The sequence below is a fragment of the Micromonospora sp. NPDC049107 genome (assembly GCF_040648595.1).
Lineage (GTDB): Bacteria > Actinomycetota > Actinomycetes > Mycobacteriales > Micromonosporaceae > Micromonospora.
Map to the genome: position 1 here is coordinate 36,533 of NZ_JBEZEC010000013.1, position 18,866 is coordinate 55,398.

Sequence of the window (18,866 nt, forward strand, 5' to 3'; positions counted from 1 at the left end):
CGTCAAGCCAAACTTGATAATGGAGTCGCCCTCCCGACAACCCTGGCCGGCCACCAGGACCGTCCAGCCTCGCAACCTGCCCTATCGATTCAGACCCCGGCCGAGTAACGCCCTCTCCGGCGAGTTGCCCGACTTTTCTGCCGTGGCGCTCCCCCGGACGGCCCGCCGACCGTGGAGCACGGGTACCCCCTCCGCAAAGCTGATCTTGGTGGGGGACAGGTTAACGCGGCGCGACGCAGACCGCCCGTCCAGCCGTGGACAGCGTTCGCACCCCGCCCACAATGTGGACGGGGTGCGAGGGGAAACAGGGTCCGTCGAGGTCAGCCGGTAGCCCCAAAACCGCTGCTCGGCCAGGCGAACTCGGCTATTGCTCCACCATGGACAGAAACCGTCCCCGCTGACGTGTTTTCATCCCACCAGACGGTATACATGCCCTCGGGCAGATCGGGGTAGACCGCACTGTGGAACGAGCCGTCCCGGACCCGGCGCTCCCGGACCGCCGAGTGGACCCGCCGATCGTCACCGCGGCTGATCTCGATCTCCCGGCCGTGCAGATCCCGACCGGTGTAGATGATCAGGGCGCCGGTGTCGCCGCCCAGGTCGAGGACGACACTCCCCGTCTCCGACGGACCGTACGTGTGTTCGTGCATCGCCACTCCCCCGCCCGACGTCAGGACGACGCCGGCGGGTTGTTGAACCCGTCGTACGGCGTACCCAGGTAGGGGAAGTTCGCCAGGAACGGCGCCGTCACGTCGGCGGCGCTGAGCCCCGGGGTGACCGCGCCGGCCGCCGCGTCCGGGCGGAACGTCTTGTCCACCAACGGTACGGTCACCCCGGCGATCGCCCGCAGCGCGATGCTGACCACGTCGTCACCGACCCGCCGCCCGTTCGGGAAGCCGGCCAGGTCGCCGCCGAGCACCCCGAACCGGTCCGGCCGCCGGTTCGGCGCGATGGCCGTGTTCAACCGCAGCATGTCGGCCTGCACCTCGCCGGTGGCGTTCGTGAAGCCGTCGATCAGACCAGCGGGTACGCCGGTGAGCAGGATCGCCACCAGGTCGGCCCGCGCCTTCTTGGACTTGTTGAGCTTGTCCAGGTTGGGGAAGACGTCCGGGTAGAGGGCCGGCAGCAGGGCGGCCAACTCGGGCTGCTCGACGAAGCGGGCGAACCGCTTGTCCTCCGACGGTGGCAGCGAGTTCCACAGGTCCTTCTTGGACATCGGCACGATGACCTCGTTGAACAGCGGATTGCCCAGCCGGGAGACCTGGGTGAACGGACCGGTGGAGGTGTCCGCCCCACCCCGGTCGCCGAGCACCCGGACCTGCCGGCGCGACGCGGACGTCCACACCCCCAGCACCGACGCGGCGTCCGCCGGACCGTACCGGTTGGCGCGACGACGTACCTGCTTCAGCGGCACCTGCAGGGCGATGCTGTGCACGTTCATCCGGTCGGTGGCGTTGACCGGCTCCCCCTCGGCCTTGAAGATCTTCTTGCCGGCCACGTGCAACTGCTGGAACGGCCGCAGCGTACCGAGATCGAAGATCGCTCCCAGGTCGACGAAGAAGCCGTCCGCGCGTTGCCCGGCGAAAACCCGCTCCCCCGTCGACAGGGTGTACGTGGCCTGGCGTACGAGGTCGGCGTACTTCGGCGTGGACAGCGGTCCGACGTTGCACGGCGGGCAGGGGAGCTTGTGCGCGAGCCGGTGCTCCTTGCCGTCGGTGATCCGGGTCAGGCTGTAGAACTGCCGGCGGTTCCAGTTCTTGCTGTCGAGCGACTCGATCGGCCCGGTGTTGTAGAGGAAGCTGTTCGGGTTGGTGATCTCGGTCGTGAACTCGAACCGGTAGGTGACGTCGGGATGACCGTCACCGTTGTTGTCGATGTGGATCTCGTAGCGCACGTCGTCGCCGAACTCGAAGAAGTTCGGCCCCCCGGACGGAAGCTGCAACGGCACATAGTTGGCGATCAGCGTGACCGTGTCGGGCTTGTCGGGGCTCACGAACGCGTAAAGGTCGGAGCTGTCGGCGACCGGATCCTTGGCTATCTCCGGGGCCTCGCGGTGGGAAGACATGGCGGACCAACCTCACTGGGCGGGGACTGTTGGCGGACGGGGCGCTGGTCAGCGCCGGGCGAAGGCGCTGGTCAGCGCTTGGCGGCGCGGCGCAGCCGGTCCGCGAGGCCGCGGTCGCGTACCTCGATCCGGGACTCACCGACGAAGACGTCCATCGTTCCCGACGCGGCGTCGCGCAGGTGCACGACGATCGGCTCGTCGGCCCGACCCGCCGCGCCCGGCGCGTTCTGGGCGGCCGACAGGCCCGGCACGGTGAGCGCGGCGGCGCCGAGGGTGGCGCTGGCCGCGGCGGTCAACGTCTGCCGGCGGGTCAGTCGCGGCCAGGGCCGCTTCCGCTGATCAGTGGTCATGGGGAACCTTTCCGGCGGCGGCGCGCACGCGCCCGCGGTGACGGGTCCGGTGCCGCCGACCGACGTCGCCGGGCCCCTGGGGGAACACCGGCGGCGGCCCTCGCCGCGACCGCCGCCGGCACCGCTTGGTACGGCCGACGGCGGGAAAAGGTTCGACCTCAGCGCCGAGCGTGACCGTATGCGGTCGTCCGCTTGCGCGCCGGCCGCCCGGCCGCCGTCGCGATGGCCCGCAACTGCTCCTCGGTACGCGCCGAACCGTTGCCGGACCCCGCCATCCGGGAGATGGTCTCCTCCATGAGCGTGCCGCCCAGGTCGTTGCAGCCGCCCTGGAGCATCGCCACCGTGCCCTCGTCGCCGAGCTTCACCCAGGAGCACTGGATGTTGTCGATCCGGCCGTGCAGCAGCAGCCGGGACATCGCGTGCACCACCCGGTTCTCCCGCCAGGTCGGCCCGGGACGGGCGATGCCGGCCAGGTAGATCGGCGCGTTGGTGTGCACGAACGGTAGCGCCACGAACTCGGTGAACCCACCGGTACGGTCCTGCACGCCGGCCAGCACCCTAAAGTGCGCCAGCCACTGCCCCGGGTGGTCGACGTGGCCGTACATCATGGTGGAGCTGGACCGGATGCCCAGCTCGTGGGCCGTGCTGACCACCTCGACCCAGGCGGCGGCCGGCAGTTTGCCCTTGGTCAGCACCCAGCGCACGTCGTCGTCGAGGATCTCCGCGGCGGTGCCCGGGATGGTGTCCAGCCCGGCCTCGCGGAGCTGGGTCAGCCACTCGCGGACCGGCACGCCCGCCTTGGCGGCGGCGGTGACGATCTCCATCGGGGAGAAGGCGTGCACGTGCATCTCGGGCACCCGGGCCTTGATGGCGCGGACGATGTCGGCGTACCCGGTGACCGGCATCTTCGGGTCGATCCCGCCCTGCAGGCAGACCTCGCTGGCACCGGCCGCCCATGCCTCCTCGGCCCGGTCGGCGACCTGGTCGACGGAGAGCCGGTAGGCGTCGGCGTCCCGCTCACGCTGCGCGAACGCGCAGAACCGGCAGCCCACGTAGCAGACGTTGCTGAAGTTGATGTTGCGGTTGACCACGTAGGTCACGTCGTCGCCGACCGCGTCCCGGCGCACGTCGTCGGCGAGCCGGCACAGCTCGTCCAGCGCCGGCCCGTCCGCCGTGAACAGCGCCAACGCCGCGTCGGTGTGGGCCGGGTCGAGCAGCGCCGCCGGGTCGTCGGCCGCGAGCCGCAACCCGGCCGTAAGGTCGCGGTCCGCGCCACTGCCGGCCGTCGCCGGGGGTACGGCGACCCGTTGCGCTGCCGCCTCCGGGGTCACCTTGCCGGCGACCTCGGCCCAGTCGCCGTAGACGCTGTCGAAGTCACCGCGCCGGTCGTCAGTGCGGCCGGTGGTGTCGATGGTGGCGTGCAGATCGGTCCGCCCGCCGAACACCTCCTCCGGCTCCTGCCAGGGCCGGCCCTGCGGGAGGGCCGACTCGACCGCCATGCCGGTCGCCGGGTCGGCGAGGGCGGACACGTGCGGCAGCAGCCTCGGGTCGAGCCACGGGTCACCCGCCCGCACGTACTCGGGGTAGATCGTCAACCGCTCCCGCAGCGTGAACCCGGCCAACTCGGTGTGCCGGGCCAGCTCCTCGATCTGCGGCCACGGGCGCTCCGGATTCACGTGGTCCGGGGTGAGCGGCGAGACGCCGCCCCAGTCGTCGATACCGGCCCGCAGCAACAGGTCGTACTCGCCGGCGATGAGGTTCGGCGGGGCCTGGATGCGGGCCTTCGGGCCGAGCAGCAGCCGGGCCACGGCCACCGTGGCGGCCAGGTCGTGCAGCTCCGCGTCGGGCATCCCCCGCATCGCCGTGTCCGGCTTGGCGCGGAAGTTCTGCACGATCACCTCCTGGAGGTGGCCGTACTCGCGGTGGGCGCGACGGATCGCGAACAGCGCGTCCACCCGCTCGGCCGGCGTCTCGCCGATGCCGATGAGCAGCCCGGTGGTGAACGGCACCCCGACCCGCCCGGCGTCGTCGAGCACCCGCAGCCGGACCGCCGGCTCCTTGTCGGGTGAGCCGTAGTGCGGGCCGCCCGGCTCGGACCACAGGCGGGTCGCGGTGGTCTCCAACATCATGCCCATGCTCGGCGCGACCGGCTTGAGCCGTTGCAGCTCCGACCAGGACAGCACCCCCGGGTTGAGGTGCGGCAACAGGCCCGTCTCCTCCAGCACGGCCACCGCGCAGGCGCGCAGGTAGTCCAGGGTGGAGTCGTAGCCGCGCTCGTCCAGCCACGTACGGGCCGCCGGCCACCGCTCCTCCGGCCGGTCACCGAGAGTGAACAGGGCCTCCTTGCAGCCCTGCGCGGCGCCCTCGCGGGCGATGGCCAGCACCTCGTCGCGGTCCAGGAACGGCGCCGGCAGGCGGTGCGGCACAGTGGCGAAGGTGCAGTAGTGGCAGCGGTCCCGACAGAGCCGGGTCAGCGGGATGAAGACCTTCTTCGAGTACGTGACGACACCCGGCCGCCCAGCCTCCCGCAGCCCGGCGTCGCGGATCTGACCGGCCACCCGGAGCAGCTCGTCCAGCGCCTCAGCACGGGCGGCGAGCAGCGCGGTCGCCTCGTCAAGGTCCAGCGCCCGGCCGGCAGCGGCCCGACCCAGGGCCCGCCGCACGCTCGCCTCGCTGGGGCCGGATTGGGTGCGATCAACCATCCGCTCACCCTATGCGCCCCAAACCCCCACCCAACCCACCCCCGCCCCGACGCCCGCGACCCCGGCCCTCGCCGATCTTGCAGTTGCTGTGGCGACACGAGGGGCATCGCACTCATCACGACAACAGAAAGTGCAAGATCGGCACCCGCTCGCCGATCTTGCACTTTCTGTGGTGGCACCTGGGGTATTTCACGCGAACCGACAACCGAAAGTGCAAGATCGGCGCGAGGTTGGCGGTGTGCAGGTCAGCGCGGGCCTTCGGGGTTGATGTGCTGGGTGCGGTCGTTGTCCTCGTTCGCCGGACGCGGGATCGCCTGGGTCGGGTCGGCAGGGCTCGGCTCGGCCGACTGACGCGGGATCGCCTGGGTCGGGTCGGCAGGGCTCGGCTCGGCCGACTGACGCGGGATCGCCTGGGTCGGGTCGGCCGACGGCGGCTGCCCGAACGGTGGCGCGGGCTGCGCGAACTGCGGTCCCGGGTTGCCCGGCGGGGCGGACTGCGGGCTGGTGTGGGCCGGCGGCGCGGACTGCGGGCCCGGGTTGGCCGGCGGGGCGGACTGCGGGAACGGCGGTGCTGACTGCGGGTGCGGCGGCGCGGACTGGGGGAACGGCGGCGCGGACTGCGGGGCCTGGAACGGCGGCGACGGCTGGCCGTACTGGCCCGGGAACTGCGCCGGCGGGTAGCCGCCCGGCTGACCCGCCTGCGGGTAGCCGCCCGGCTGGCCGGGGGCGGCCCAACCGGCCTGCGGCTGACCACCGGGCTGACCGGGGGCCGGCCAACCACCGGGCTGCTGCGGCCAGCCCTGCGGCGGCTGCCCGTAGACGCCCGGCTGCGGCTTGGGCTTGGGCACGTAGTAGAACGCCCGCCAGATCGTGAACACCACCCAGGCGGCCACCGCGAAGATCACCAGCCAGGCGAAGCGGGTCAGCACGCCGAGCAGCGCGTCGAGGATCTCCGCCTCGGCGAGCCGGCCGACCGTCCAGATCAGCATGGTGAGCGTGCCGAACAGCGCGCTGACCGCGTACTCGCCGAGCGCCACCTGCGTGATGAGCTTCGCCTTCGGCAGCACCGGCGCGACGTGGGTCGCCAGCAGCACGGCCAGCAACGGCAGGACCACCGCCTCCACCCCGATGAACGAGAAGAAGGAACTGCCCGCCCGACCGGTGAAGTCGGTGTAGTCGGCCGGAATGAGCAGCCGGAGCAGCCCCACGAAAAGGAACACGGCGTTCGCGCCGAGCAGGGCGAGCGCACCCAGTTCGCGCAGTGGCTTGGTCAGCTGGCGGGCCTGCGTCGCGTCGGCGGACGCGGGCTCGGCGGGGCTGGTCACGAGCTCCCCCTCGGGGCATTGACGGACAGGGCGCACGTGAGCCTAGTCTCCCCGGGCACCGGCGGACCGGAGGCGTCACGTACGCGAGGATGGTCGACATGCGCATCGTGGTTCTGGCCGGCGGCATCGGGGGCGCCCGGTTCCTGCTCGGCGTCCGGGCGTACGCCCGCGAGGTCGACGCCGAGGTGACCGCCGTGGTCAACGTCGGCGACGACCTGTGGCTGCACGGGTTGAAGATCTGCCCCGATCTGGACAGCGTCATGTACACCCTCGGCGGCGGCGCCGACCCGGAGCGGGGCTGGGGCCGGGTCGGTGAGAGCTGGACGGTCAAGGAGGAGCTGGCCGGGTACGGCGTCGAGCCCACCTGGTTCGGCCTCGGCGACAAGGACATCGCCACCCACCTGGTCCGCAGCACCATGCTCAACGGTGGTTACCCGCTCAGCGCGGTCACCGAGGCGCTGGCGAGCCGCTGGCAACCGGGCGTACGCCTGCTCCCGGCGACCGACGACCGGCTGGAGACCCACGCCATCGTCAGCGGCGGCGGTGAGCCCGCTGCCGAGGACGACCAGGGCCAGCGGGCCATCCACTTCCAGGAGTGGTGGGTGCGGTACCGGGCGAACATCCCGACCCACCGTTTCGTGTTCGTGGGCGCGGAGACGGCGAAGCCGGCACCGGGTGTGCTGGACGCCATCGGGGCGGCCGACCTGGTGCTGGTCGCCCCGAGCAATCCGGTGGTGAGCGTCGCGCCCGTGCTCGCCGTACCCGGGATGCGTGAGGCCGTGGTGGACGGCCCGGCGCCGGTGGTGGGGGTCTCGCCGATCATCGGCGGCGCGCCGGTACGCGGGATGGCCGACCGCTGTCTCGAGGTGCTCGGGGTTGAGTGCAGCGCCGCGGGGGTGGGCCGCCTGTACGGTGGCCGGTCGGCCGGCGGCCTGCTGGACGGCTGGCTGGTCGCCGAGGAGGACGCCGACACGCTGGTGCCGGAGGTGACGGTCCGCGCGGTGCCGCTGCGGATGACCGACGAGGCGGCGACGGCGGCGATGGTCCGCGCCGCGGTGGAGTTGACGTGAGGCTGGAGATCCTGCCGGTGCTGGGCATCGGCCACGTGACCGAGGGCGACGACCTGGCGGCGTTGATCGCCACCGCCGCGCCGTGGCTGCGCGACGGCGACGTGCTGGTGGTGACCAGCAAGATCGTCTCCAAGGCGGAGGGGCGCCTGGTCGACGTCCCGGCGGACGGGCCCGAGCGGCTCGCCGCACGCGAGGAGGTGCTGGCGGCCGAGACCGCGCGGGTCGTGGCCAGCCGGGGCGCGACCCGGATCGTGCAGACCCACCACGGGTTCGTGATGGCGTCCGCCGGGATCGACGCGTCGAACGTCGACAAGACCCGGCTGGTGCTGTTACCCGTGGACCCGGACGCGTCGGCACGGGAGCTGCGCGCCGCGCTCCGGGAACGGTACGACCTCGACGTCGCGGTGATCGTCAGCGACACCATGGGCCGGCCCTGGCGGAACGGGCTGACCGACGTCGCGCTCGGGGTCGCCGGCATGCCGGCCATCCGCGACCACCGGGGCGAGGTCGACCCGTACGGCAACGAGCTCCAGCTCACCCAGATGGCCGTGGTGGACGAGCTGGCGGGCGCCGGCGAGTTGATCAAGGGTAAGTGTGACCAGGTCCCGGTGGCAGTGGTGCGGGGCTACCTCACCGCCACCGGCGCGGACGACTCCGGTGGCGCGCGTGCGCTGGTCCGGGACGCCGCGCAGGACCTCTTCTCGTTGGGCACCGCCGAGGCCCGGGCCGCCGGGCTGGCCGACGCCGCGACCCTCGTCGAGACCGTCGGCCCCGAGCCGATCGACCCCGCCACGGTGCGGCGGGCGCTCGACGCGGTGGCCGAGGTGGTCACCCCGGGCACGGTCTTCACGCTCGTCGACGAGGCAGAGGTACGCGCCGGCCTGGTCGCCGAGGTGCCCGGCTGGCCCACCGACGCCACCGCGCTGGTACTCGGCACCGCCCCGGCGCCGGTCGACCCGATGGACCTGGTCCGCTTCGGCGCCGACCTGCACCGGCTGCGCATCGCCCTGGCCGCCGAGGGCGTCGGCTCGACGCTGCTGCCCCCACCCGCCGGCAGCCCAGCAAGCGCCGCCCTAGCCCTGTAATCCCGCCACCCGGCCGCCCGGCCCCGCCCGGCCCGGCCGACCTCGGCATTGATCATGAAGTTATTACCCGCTGCCTCGGCGTGTCCGGGCAATAACTTCATGATGAATCGGGTGGGGTGGGGTTAGGCCTCCAGGACGGCTCGGCCCAGCGGGGTCAGCGTGTGCAGCACGGTGTTGCGGTCGCGGTGGCTGACGAGCAGGCCGGCGTTGCGCAGCACGGTGGCGTGCTGGCTCGCCGCCGCCGGGGAGATGTCGAGCCGACGGGCCATCTCACCCGTCGTACAGCCGTCGTCGCTGGCCTGTAGCACCGCGGCCCTGGTCCGGCCGAGAAGCGCGGCCAGCGAGTCACGGCCGGTACCGGTCGCGGCCGACGCCTCGCCGTCGGCGGCGGCGAGGCCGCCCAGCCGGTCCACGGGATAGACCAGGACGGGCGGCAGCGCCGGGTCGAGCAGGGCGACCGGCGTGGGTGCGCAGAAGAACGACGGCACCAGCAGCAGCCCTCGCCCGTCCAGGTGCAACTCGCGGCTGTGCGGGTAGTCACGCACCTCGAGCACCCCGCCCGACCAGCGCATGGTCGGGCGCAGGCTGGTCAGGAGGGCCTCGACGCCGCCGTCGAGGAGGGCGCGCGCACGACGGTTACGGTCCGCCGCGACGGCGGCCTGGATCCGGCTCCAGTACGGGCCGATCGCCAACGCCCGGTACTGCTCCATCGAATCCGCGAGGTGCCGCAGTGTCGCCACGTCGCCACGGGCCAGCGCGGCGGCCGAGGCGGGCAGCGGGTTCTCGGCGGCCACCAGGGTCAGGTCCCGCTGGAGCACCTCGATCGGCGTGCTGCGAACCGCTTCCAAGCCTGCCTCGAAACCTTCCACACTGGCGTACGGGGTGAGGAAGTCGGGAAAGTAGCCGCGCGGCGGATTCAGGGCGAAGAGCAGTCGGAGCTGGTCGGAGGCGATGTCCCGGCGTAGCCCGCGGGTCACGGTGTGCCGCCACGCCGACGTCAGCGGGTCGCGGTTGCGGCTCTGCAACGCGTGCAGGCTGAGGACCAACTCCCAGACCGGGTCGGCCGCCGGTGCCACCCGGGTCCGGAGGATGTCCTCGCCGGAAAAGTGGATCTTCAGCATGGAGCACTCCCGTGCCGCCGGCAGAGGGATGCCGGACGGCCATTTCGACTCTACCTGGCCGGCAGTTATCTCCATCTTTAAGCCTGGACTGAAAAACCTCGACGCCCTCGGGGACGGTTAGGCATGCTTCCAGTGCCCGCGCACGGCACCGACGCGTCCTTGACGCGTTCGACGCCGGGGCACCGGGACTGGGGAGGACCGGTGATCGGGCGGCACCACGAGGGTCTGCGGCCCTTGCTCCGCAGAGGTGTCGTCCGGTCACCCCGCCGCCGTGGTACGCGTCGCCGGCCAGGCCGAGAGCCGACCGCTCGTAGAGTGACGGGATGCCCGACACCGCGATGACCGGACCCACCGTCGACCCCATCGATCCCACGACGTTCGCGGCACTGCACGCCGACGCGGTCGCGCTGCTCGAAGGTTGGCAGCCGACCAGCTCGGCGTCGGCCGAGGCACGGGATCGCACCCTCGCATTGCTCGCCGCCGGGCCGATCGCGATGAGCCGACAACACCGCCCCGGCCACGTCACCGCGAGCGCGCTGGTGCTGGACCCGACCGGGGCGCGGGTACTGCTCTGCCTACACGCCAAGTTCAGCCGGTGGGTGCAGCTCGGCGGGCACTGTGAGCCGGTCGACCGGACCCTTGTCGGGGCCGCGCTGCGCGAGGCCACCGAGGAATCCGGCATCACCGGGCTGCGCATCGACCCGGTGCCGATCGACATCGACGTGCACGAGGTGCAGTGCCAGGGCGGCTCGCGCCACTACGACATCCGGTTCGCCGTGGTCGCTCCGGCCGACGCGGTCGAGCAGGTCAGCGACGAGTCCGAGGCGCTGGGGTGGTTCCCGCCCGACCGGCTGCCCGAGCCGCTGGCCGGCGGGACCGCACAACTCGTCGAGCCGGCCCTCACCGCCCTCCAAAGGTGGTGACGCAGCGCTGGCGACGGGAGTTCCCGTCGCCAGCGTCACGCACCGGACGTCAGATGTAGCCCTCTTCGCCGCGCTCCTTGAGCTCGTCGACCAGCAGCTTGACGTCCTGGGCCCGCTCGCGCGGACAGACCAGCACCGCGTCCGGGGTGTCCACCACGATCAGGTCACGCACACCGATGACCGCCACCAGCCGACCCGACTGTGGCACCACGACCAGGTCGGCGGTGTCCCGCAGCAGCACGCCCGGCTTGGCGTCCGTACCGAGCACCACGTTGCCCGCGTCATCCGCGGGGAGCACGTCGCCGAGGGTGTGGAAGTCGCCGACGTCGTTCCAGCCGAAGTCACCCGGCACGGTGGCCACCCGGCCCGCGGTGGCCGCGCCCTCCATCACCGCGTAGTCGACGGAGATCTTCGGCAGCGTCGGCCACACCGTGCCGAGGACATCGTCCTGCTCCGGCGTGCCCCAGGCAGCGGCGATCGCGGTGACCCCAGCGTGCAGCGCCGGCTGCTGACGGGCCAGCTCGGCGAGGAACACGTCCACCCGCCAGACGAACATGCTGGCGTTCCAGAGGTGTCGACCCGATCGGACGTACGCCTCGGCGACCTCGGCTGCCGGCTTCTCCTTGAACTCGGCCACCTGCCGCCACGGGGCGCCGTCGGTGGCCTCGTCGGTCTCCAGATAGCCGTACCCGGTCTCCGGCCTGGTCGGGGTGATCCCGACGGTCATCAGCATGCCCTGCTCGGCGCCCCGGACCGCCTCCTGGACCGTACGCACCCAGCTGTCCGGGTCACGGATCAGGTGGTCGGCCGCGAAGCTGCCCATCACCGCCTCCGGATCGCGGACCGCGATCACCGCCGCGGCCAGCGCGATCGCCGCGCAGGAGTCCCGGGGGGACGGCTCGACCAGGATGTTCTCCTCCGGCAGCCCGGTGAGCTGCCGGGCGACCGCCGCGACGTGCGCGGCGCCGGTGACCACAAGGGTCCGATCCGGCGTGGTCAGCGGCGCGAGCCGCTCCACGGTCGCCTGCAACAGCGAGGAACTGGTGCCGGTCAGCGGGTGGAGGAACTTGGGGTGGCCGGCGCGGGACAACGGCCACAACCTTGTGCCGCTGCCACCTGCCGGGATGACCGCATAAAGCATCCGCACATCATGCCCGACGCATCGTCCCGCAGTGGCACGGGTCACCACGAGGGCGCCCGAACGGTCACGAACGGGCACGACTCCACGCAGCGATGTGCACCTCGGCGCTGGACTCCCAGGTGAACTCCTTGGCCCGGTCGAAGCCGGCCTTCGCCAGCGACAACCGGCGCTGCTCGTCGTCCAGCAGGGCGGCCAGGTCGGTGGCGATCTGGTCCGGGTCCTCCGAGGTGTACGCGACCGCGTCGCCACCCACCTCGGGCAGCGACAGGCGGGGCGTGGTCAGCACCGGGGCGGCGCACGCCATCGCCTCCAGGATCGGCAGGCCGAACCCCTCGCCGTACGACGGGTAGGCGGCGACCAGCGCACCGCCGAGGAAGCCGGGCAGGTCGGCGTACCGCAGATAACCGGGACGCAGCAGGCGCAGGTGCGACGGCACCTCGGCCACCGCGCGGTCGATGTCGTCGTCGTGCCCCTGCCCGCCGGCGATCACCAGCGCCGGCGGGTCGGTCCGCTCGGACACCGCGCGAGCCCAACCCCGGATCAGATTGGGTACGTTCTTGCGCGGCTCCTTGGCGCCGAGGAAGGCGACGTAGCTGCTGTTGCCCAGCCCCAGCCGAGCACGTACGCGGGCCTTCTCATCCTCGCTCGGCGCGTGGAAGGCGGCGTGGTCGACGCCGTGGTAGGCCACGTCGATGCGGGTCGGGTCGGCGTCGAGCAGCCGGATCAACTCGTCACGGGTGGCCTTGCTGGGCACGATCACCCGGTCGGCGCGGCGCATCGACGTCTTGATGGCGCTGCGGAAGAACGTCCGGCGAGACTTGTCGTAGTGCTCCGGCTCGGTGAAGAACGTCGCGTCGTGCACGGTGACCGTCACCGGGCACCCGGCCCGCAGCGGGCAGGTGTAGAAGGGCGAGTGCAGCACGTGCGCGCCGACCTGCTGGGCGAGCAGCGGCAGGCCGGTCTGCTCCCAGGCGAGGCGGGCCGGGCGGTGCGCCACCGCCGCCGGGGCGGGGATGATCTCCGCGCCGGGCAGCATCCGGGTGTAACGCTCCTGGTCGGTGCGGAGGCTCACCACGGCCAGCTCCACCCCCGACCCGCACACCTTGCCGAGGGCGCCGAGCAGACCGTCGACGTATCGACCGACACCACCACGGTCGGCGGGGACACTCGTGGCGTCGATGAGCACGCGGGGCGGGCGACCGGCGGTCACGGGGCGACTCCTTGCGGGTGGGTCTGTGGGGAACAACACTCCGGGGGTAAAGCCTACGCCGGAGTACGGGGCGGACGCTGACTGCGACCCGACCGTACGCCGACTTGTCATCGTCATCGAGTACGGGGCGCGGAGGCGTATCGTTCGCGCCGATGGCCGACAACATTGCCCGGGTCTTCGCCGACGCGATCGCGACCGACCCGACTCGACCGCTGCTGACCTGGTACGACGACTCCACCGGAGACCGCACCGAACTCTCCGGCGCGACCCTGGCGAACTGGGTGTCGAAGACCGCCAATCTCCTCGTCGACGAGGTCGGCCTCGCGCCGGGCACACCGGCCGGCGTCCTGCTCCCTCCGCACTGGCAGACCGCCGCCGTGCTGCTGGGCTGCTGGTCGGCCAAGCTGAGCGTCCTCGACACGCCGGGAAACGTGGACGTCCTCTTCGCCGCCGCCGACCGGTTCGACGAGGCGCAGTCCTGGCCGGCGGACGAGCGCTACGCCCTGGGCCTCGCCCCGCTCGCCGCCCCACTGCGGCAGGCGCCGCCCGGTTTCGCCGACTATGTGGTCGAGGTACGCGGGCACGGCGACCACTTCACCCCACAGCCGGGTCCGGGCCCCACCGACGCGCACCTGCTGAGCCGAGCCGAGGCCCGCGCCGGCGAGCTGGGCATCGAGCGGGGCGCGCGTCTCCTGGTCGACGCCGCCCGCTACCCCGACCCGGTCGACTGGCTCCTCGCGCCGCTGACCCGGGCCGCCACGGTGGTCCTCTGCGCCAACCTGGACCCAACCCGTCTGGCTACCCGACTGTCCAGCGAAAAGGTCACCCACTCCCTCCCGTAGCCCGCACCCGCACCCCGCCCCCACACCCCCCGCACCCGCACCCGCACCCGCACCCGCACCCGCACCCGCACCCGCACCCGCGATCTTGCAGTTTCGGTTGCCGATACGCGTGGAATGCCCCTTAGGCGGCGACAGAAAGTGCAAGATCGCGGGGCTCCAGGGCCAGGCCGGGTCGATCATGGAGTCGTGGTGGCCGAATGGCAGGGATATGCACCCCTTACGGGGCACCACAACTCCATGATCGACGCGTGCGGGGGCGGGAGCCCTGCGCGGAGCCGGGGCCTGTGGGGGTGGGGGCGATGTGGGGGCGGGGGTCGGGCGTCCGGAGCCCCGGGTCAGGGGTGGGGGCGGGACTGGGCGAAGGTGGCGAAGGCGGTCAGGGACTCGGGGTTGGCCAGGGCACCCTTCGCCGCTGCGTCGTCGACCGGGGTGCCGGTGAGGATCTTCTTGACCGGTACCTCAAGCTTCTTGGCCGAGAGGGTTCGGGGTACCGCGCGCACCTGGTGGATCTCGTCGGGGACGTGCCGGGGGGAGAGCGCCGTACGCAGCTCACGGCTGATCTTCGTGCGCAGCGCGTCGTCCAGTTCCAGGCCGTCGGCCAGCACGACGAAGAGCAGCAGCTCACCTGCGCCGCCCTCGTCGTCCTCCAGGTGCACGACGACCGAGTCGACGACCTCGTCGAGCCCTTCGACCACCGAGTAGAACTCGGCGGTGCCGAGTCGTACGCCGCCGCGGTTGAGGGTGGCGTCGGAGCGTCCGGTGATCACGCAGCCGCCTCGGTCGTTGATGGTGATCCAGTCGCCGTGCCGCCACACACCGGGGTAGACCGAGAAGTACGCCTCGGAGTAGCGGACGCCGTCCGGGTCGTTCCAGAAGCCCACCGGCATGCTCGGCATCGGCTCGGTGATCACCAACTCGCCCAGTTCACCGATCACCGGGGTGCCGTCGGCCGAGCGGGCCTCCACCTTGGCGCCCAACGCACGGCAGGCGATCTCTCCGGCGTACACGGGCAGCAGCGGCACTCCGCCGACGAAGCCCGTGCACACGTCGGTGCCGCCGGACAGCGACTGGAGCTGCACCTGGTCGCCGACCGTGTCGTACACCCATTGGAAGCCCTCGGCGGGCAGCGGCGCGCCGGTGGAACCGACGCCGCGCAGCGCGGACAGGTCCGCGATCTCGCGCGGCACCACGCCGGCCTTGCGGCAGGCCAGCAGGTACGGCGCCGAGGTGCCGAAGTAGGTGGTGCCGGTCTCGGCGGCCAGTCGCCACAGCCCGCCGAGGTCGGGGTGGCCGGGGTTGCCGTCGAAGAGCACGATGGCCGCGCCCACCGCCGGCCCGGAGACCAGGAAGTTCCACATCATCCAGCCGGTGGTGGTGAACCAGAAGAACCGGTCGGACGGGCCGAGGTCGTGGTGCAGGGCGAGCATCTTCAGGTGTTCCAGCAGGATGCCACCGTGGCCGTGGACGATCGGCTTGGGCAGCCCGGTGGTGCCTGAGGAGTAGAGCACGTACAGCGGGTGGTCGAACGGGACCGGCGTGAACGTCAACGGCTCGTCGGTGGGCGCGGCCAGGTCCGCCCAGTCGAGGACGCCGTCGGGCGTCGGGCCGTTCGGGTCGAGGTACGCGATGCCGACGGTGTGCCGTACCGACGGAAGGGCGGCCCGGATGGCCTTGACCTCGGCCCGCCGGTCGACGGGCTTGTCGCCGTACCGGTAGCCGTCCACGGCGACCAGCACCGTCGGCTCGATCTGCTGCCACCGGTCGGTGACGCTGCGGGTGCCGAACTCGGGCGCGCAGGACGAGAAGACTGCGCCCAGGCTGGCGGTGGCGAGCAGCAGGACGTACGTCTCGGCGATGTTCGGCGCGTACGCCGCCACCCGGTCCCCGGCGGTGACGCCGAGCCGGCGCAGACCGGCCGACACCCGGCGGACCTGCTCGCGCAGCTCGGCGGCGGTGAGGGTGACCGGCGGTCGGGTCTGGCTGTGCGCGATGACGACCGGGTCGTCGTCGGCGCGGCCCGGCATGCGCAGCACGTTCTCGGCGTAGTTGAGGGTGGCGTCGGGGAACCAGTGGGCGCCGGGCATGGTCCGCTCGGCCAGGGTGGCCGTCGGCGGGGTGTGCGCGATGACCTCGAAGTGGTCCCAGATCGAGCGCCAGAACCCGTCCAGGTCGGTGACGGACCAGCGCCACAGCGCGTCGTAGTCGGCGAAGTCCAGCCCGCGGTGCTCCCGCAGCCAGCGCAGGTAGCCGCCGATCCGGGACCGCTCGAGCACGTCCGCCGGCGGCGTCCACAGCACGTCACCCACTGCTCCACCCTCCCCCCGGCCGCACGACACTGTGCATGGGCCGTGGCGCCATCTTGCCCTACCTCGAAGCGCCATTCTGCGCACCGGGTGGGCCGATCGACGCGTGCCCGGCCCACACTCCACCGCGCCAACCCATGTGGGTGAAGGAAGGGCCCCTTCCTAACGCTTAGCGTTAGGAAGGGGCCCTTCCTTCGAGCTCAGCCGGCCCGGTGCGCCTGGATGGCCCGTCGGCGGGCCAGGCGGTGCTCGCGGCGGATCTCCGCCTCCCGGTACCGGCGTTCGTCGTCCGGCGTCTCCGGCAGCACCGGGCGGACCGTGCGCGGCGCGCCGCCGACGTCCACCCCGACGAAGACCAGGTACGCCGTGGCGACCCGGACCGGCGCGTCCTCGGCCGAGTCCCACCGCTCGGCGACCACCCGCACCCCCACCTCCATCGAGGTCTGCCCGGTCCAGTTGACCTGGGCGTGCGCGTGCACCAGGTCACCGACCCGGACGGCCTCGGAGAAGACGATCTCGTCGATCGCCGCGGTGACCGCCGTCCCGCCGCTGTGCCGGGCGGCAGCGGCACCGGCCACGTCGTCGACGAACTTCATCAGGACCCCGCCGTGGACGGTTCCGTAGAGGTTGACGTCCACCGCAGTCATGATCTTGCTGAGGGTGACCCGGGAGTACGACGTCGGCTTGCCGGTCGGAGCGGCGGAGAGGTGCTCGGTCATGCCGGAAACGGTACGGTGCGCGGATGCGACATCTCTGGAGCTTCCTCGCCGGGTTGGTGGTGGCACCCATCACGTGGGTGCTTGTCACGCTCGGGCAGGACGGGTCGAGCCGGACGGTCGACCGCTGGGTGGAGATCGGCACCTTCAACACCGCCAACCTGATCGAACCGGCCGTGTACCTCGGTGTCGGCGGTGTCCTGCTCGGGCTGCTCGGCACACTGCGTTTCTCGCCGGCGGGGCCACTGCTGGCCGGGCTGCTGCTGGTCACCCCGTACATCGGGATGTTCGTGGCACCGTTCGAGGTGCGCGACGCCATCCCGCACGAGTGGAAGGTGTTCGGTGACCCGCTGCCGCTGCGGCTGCCGGTCGAGAACGGCACGCTCTTCCTGATCGGTCTGCTGCTGCTGATGGCGACGTTCAGCGGTCAACGCTGGCGGCGGTGGCCGCAGCCGGTGACCGTGCCGGCCGCCGCCCCGGCCCCGGTGGACGCACCGCGCGGCGACGACTTCACCCTGACCGACTGGTCGTCGTCCGAACCGGCGGAGCGCGAAACCGCGCCGCTGACCCTGGGCTACCCGGCCGATCCGACGCCGACCGAGCCGCTGCCGCGCCGGGTGGGCGGCGAATCGCCGTGGTCCGCGCCGCCGCGCGGTCAGTCGCGGCCCGAGGACACCACCGAGATCCGCTGACCGTCGGGCGGGCCGGAAACCCGGCCCGCCCGACCAGACCCGCGCGAACGCGACTAGTGCACGGCGACGGCCAGGTCCGGGTCGACCGCGCCGAGGGTGGCGCGGGGCACGACCAGGACCATGACCGCCAGCGCCGCGGCCATGCCGCCCGCGATGACGATCGCCATCGGTACGCTCCCCGTCCCGAACAGCCCGGCCAGGGGCGCGGACAGCGCGCCCACGCCGAACTGGACGGCGCCGAGCAGCGCCGCGGCCGTACCGGCGGCCTCGCTGTGCCGGCTCATGGCCAGCGCCGGCGCGTTCGGCAGGGCCAGACCGGCCGCGGCCAACACCAGCCACAGCGACGCGAGCAGGGTGCCCAGGCCCCCGATGCCGGTGGCGGCGAACAGCACCAGCAGCAGGCCGGCCGCCGTCCCGGCGACCAGGGCCAGGACGAGGATCTGCTGTGGCGTGTAGCGCCGCAGCAGCCGGACGTTGAACTGGGTGGCCCCGATCAGGCCCACCGCGCCGGCGCCGAAGGCCAGGCCGAACTGCTGCTCGTCGAGGCCGTACTCCCGCTGGAGGACGAAGGACGACCCGGAGACGTACGCGAACAGCGACGCCATGGCCAGCCCGGCGACCAGCACCAGACCGACGAAGGCCCGATCGCTCACCAGTCCTCGGTAGTCCCGCAGGGTCGCCGCGACGCCACCGTGCCGGCGGCGCGACACGTCGAGGGTCTCCGGCAGCTTCATGGCCGCGACGACGATCAGCAACGCGCCCAGTACGGCCAACGCCGCGAACACGCCGCGCCACTCGGTCCAGCGCAGCAGTCCGCTGCCCAGCGTCGGCGCGAGGACTGGGGCGAGCCCCATGACCAGCATCAACCGGGAGAAGATCCGCGCGAACGACGCGCCGCTGAACAGGTCGCGGACGACGGCCGTGGCGACCACGGTGGCGGCGGCGACGCCGAGGCCCTGCAGGACGCGTAGTGCGCCGAGCACGGCGATGTTGGGCGCGACGACGCACAGTACGGACGCCACGATGTGCGCGGCGAGGCCGGCGAGCAGCGGCAGGCGTCGGCCGACCACGTCGGAGACCGGCCCGATCAGCAACTGGCCCAGCGCGAGGCCGACCAACGTGCCGGTGAGCGTCAACTGCACGGCGGTCTCGGTGGTCTGCAGGCCGGTCGTGATGGCCGGCAGCGCCGGCAGGTACATGTCGATGGTCAGGGGGCCGATGGCGATCAACGCACCGAGCACGAGCACGAGTTGCGTGCGTTGGCGGTTGGTCATCAGGTCGCCGGGCAGCGCGTCCTGCTCGGGGGTGGGCTTCGCCAACT

At 72.3% G+C, this 18,866-nt stretch carries 16 protein-coding genes; 5 read left to right on the top strand and 11 right to left on the bottom strand.

What is annotated here, in order from left to right; genetic code table 11:
• Positions 1–320: 320 nt before the first annotated feature.
• The 5 genes from AB0B55_RS27960 to AB0B55_RS27980 all read right to left on the bottom strand — a co-directional run bounded on the left by AB0B55_RS27960 (position 321) and on the right by AB0B55_RS27980 (position 6,442).
• Positions 321–650 (bottom strand): phospholipase, encoded by a 330-nt coding sequence (locus AB0B55_RS27960; protein WP_357129956.1) that lies wholly within the window; start codon positions 648–650, stop codon positions 321–323.
• 20 nt (positions 651–670) lie between these two features.
• Positions 671–2,065 (bottom strand): DUF4331 domain-containing protein, encoded by a 1,395-nt coding sequence (locus AB0B55_RS27965; protein ID WP_357174882.1) that lies wholly within the window; start codon positions 2,063–2,065, stop codon positions 671–673.
• Positions 2,066–2,136: 71 nt separating this feature from the next.
• Positions 2,137–2,415: a hypothetical protein gene (locus AB0B55_RS27970; RefSeq protein WP_357129962.1), complete on the bottom strand. Its 279-nt coding sequence runs from the start codon at positions 2,413–2,415 to the stop codon at positions 2,137–2,139.
• Between the two features lie 158 nt (positions 2,416–2,573).
• Entirely contained in the window at positions 2,574–5,117 is a 2,544-nt protein-coding gene (locus tag AB0B55_RS27975; RefSeq protein WP_357174885.1) for a bifunctional FO biosynthesis protein CofGH, read from the bottom strand.
• Between the two features lie 245 nt (positions 5,118–5,362).
• Positions 5,363–6,442 carry a hypothetical protein gene (locus AB0B55_RS27980; RefSeq protein WP_357174888.1) on the bottom strand — a complete coding sequence of 360 codons (1,080 nt, stop codon included), beginning with the start codon at positions 6,440–6,442 and terminating at the stop codon, positions 5,363–5,365.
• A gap of 98 nt (positions 6,443–6,540) precedes the next feature.
• Here AB0B55_RS27980 and cofD point away from each other — a divergent pair, with 98 nt between their 5' ends.
• The gene (cofD, locus tag AB0B55_RS27985) at positions 6,541–7,512 is read left to right on the top strand and encodes a 2-phospho-L-lactate transferase (RefSeq protein ID WP_357129971.1); all 972 of its coding nucleotides are present in this window, start codon (positions 6,541–6,543) and stop codon (positions 7,510–7,512) included.
• Positions 7,509–8,597 carry a coenzyme F420-0:L-glutamate ligase gene (locus AB0B55_RS27990; RefSeq protein WP_357129974.1) on the top strand — a complete coding sequence of 363 codons (1,089 nt, stop codon included), beginning with the start codon at positions 7,509–7,511 and terminating at the stop codon, positions 8,595–8,597. The genes cofD and AB0B55_RS27990 overlap by 4 nt, the downstream gene beginning before the upstream one ends.
• A gap of 122 nt (positions 8,598–8,719) precedes the next feature.
• Here AB0B55_RS27990 and AB0B55_RS27995 read toward each other — a convergent pair whose 3' ends face one another.
• Entirely contained in the window at positions 8,720–9,718 is a 999-nt protein-coding gene (locus AB0B55_RS27995; protein WP_357129977.1) for a winged helix-turn-helix domain-containing protein, read from the bottom strand.
• Between the two features lie 323 nt (positions 9,719–10,041).
• Here AB0B55_RS27995 and AB0B55_RS28000 point away from each other — a divergent pair, with 323 nt between their 5' ends.
• A complete protein-coding gene (locus AB0B55_RS28000; RefSeq protein ID WP_357129980.1) occupies positions 10,042–10,641 on the top strand; it encodes an NUDIX hydrolase in 600 nt (199 codons plus the stop codon).
• A 49-nt stretch (positions 10,642–10,690) separates the two neighbouring features.
• On the opposite strand, the gene AB0B55_RS28005 is transcribed toward AB0B55_RS28000, so the two are convergent.
• Both AB0B55_RS28005 and AB0B55_RS28010 read right to left on the bottom strand, forming a co-directional pair.
• Complete coding sequence (locus AB0B55_RS28005; protein WP_357129983.1) at positions 10,691–11,782, bottom strand: sugar phosphate nucleotidyltransferase; 1,092 nt, start codon at positions 11,780–11,782, stop codon at positions 10,691–10,693.
• Positions 11,783–11,846: 64 nt separating this feature from the next.
• Positions 11,847–12,992 carry a glycosyltransferase family 1 protein gene (locus tag AB0B55_RS28010; RefSeq protein WP_357129986.1) on the bottom strand — a complete coding sequence of 382 codons (1,146 nt, stop codon included), beginning with the start codon at positions 12,990–12,992 and terminating at the stop codon, positions 11,847–11,849.
• A gap of 152 nt (positions 12,993–13,144) precedes the next feature.
• Between AB0B55_RS28010 and AB0B55_RS28015 the strand changes: the two genes are divergently transcribed.
• Positions 13,145–13,834 carry a TIGR03089 family protein gene (locus AB0B55_RS28015; RefSeq protein ID WP_357129989.1) on the top strand — a complete coding sequence of 230 codons (690 nt, stop codon included), beginning with the start codon at positions 13,145–13,147 and terminating at the stop codon, positions 13,832–13,834.
• 335 nt (positions 13,835–14,169) lie between these two features.
• Here AB0B55_RS28015 and AB0B55_RS28020 read toward each other — a convergent pair whose 3' ends face one another.
• On the bottom strand, positions 14,170–16,140 hold the full coding sequence (locus AB0B55_RS28020; RefSeq protein ID WP_357174891.1) for an acetoacetate--CoA ligase: 1,971 nt from the start codon (positions 16,138–16,140) through the stop codon (positions 14,170–14,172).
• A gap of 197 nt (positions 16,141–16,337) precedes the next feature.
• Positions 16,338–16,856, bottom strand: coding sequence for a hotdog domain-containing protein (locus tag AB0B55_RS28025; protein ID WP_355048801.1), 519 nt, complete (start codon positions 16,854–16,856; stop codon positions 16,338–16,340).
• Positions 16,857–16,879: 23 nt separating this feature from the next.
• Here AB0B55_RS28025 and AB0B55_RS28030 point away from each other — a divergent pair, with 23 nt between their 5' ends.
• Positions 16,880–17,545 (top strand): hypothetical protein, encoded by a 666-nt coding sequence (locus AB0B55_RS28030; RefSeq protein WP_357129996.1) that lies wholly within the window; start codon positions 16,880–16,882, stop codon positions 17,543–17,545.
• 53 nt (positions 17,546–17,598) lie between these two features.
• Here the strand turns inward: AB0B55_RS28030 and AB0B55_RS28035 are convergent, their stop codons facing one another.
• The gene (locus tag AB0B55_RS28035) at positions 17,599–18,864 is read right to left on the bottom strand and encodes a multidrug effflux MFS transporter (protein ID WP_357174894.1); all 1,266 of its coding nucleotides are present in this window, start codon (positions 18,862–18,864) and stop codon (positions 17,599–17,601) included.
• Positions 18,865–18,866 lie beyond the last annotated feature (2 nt).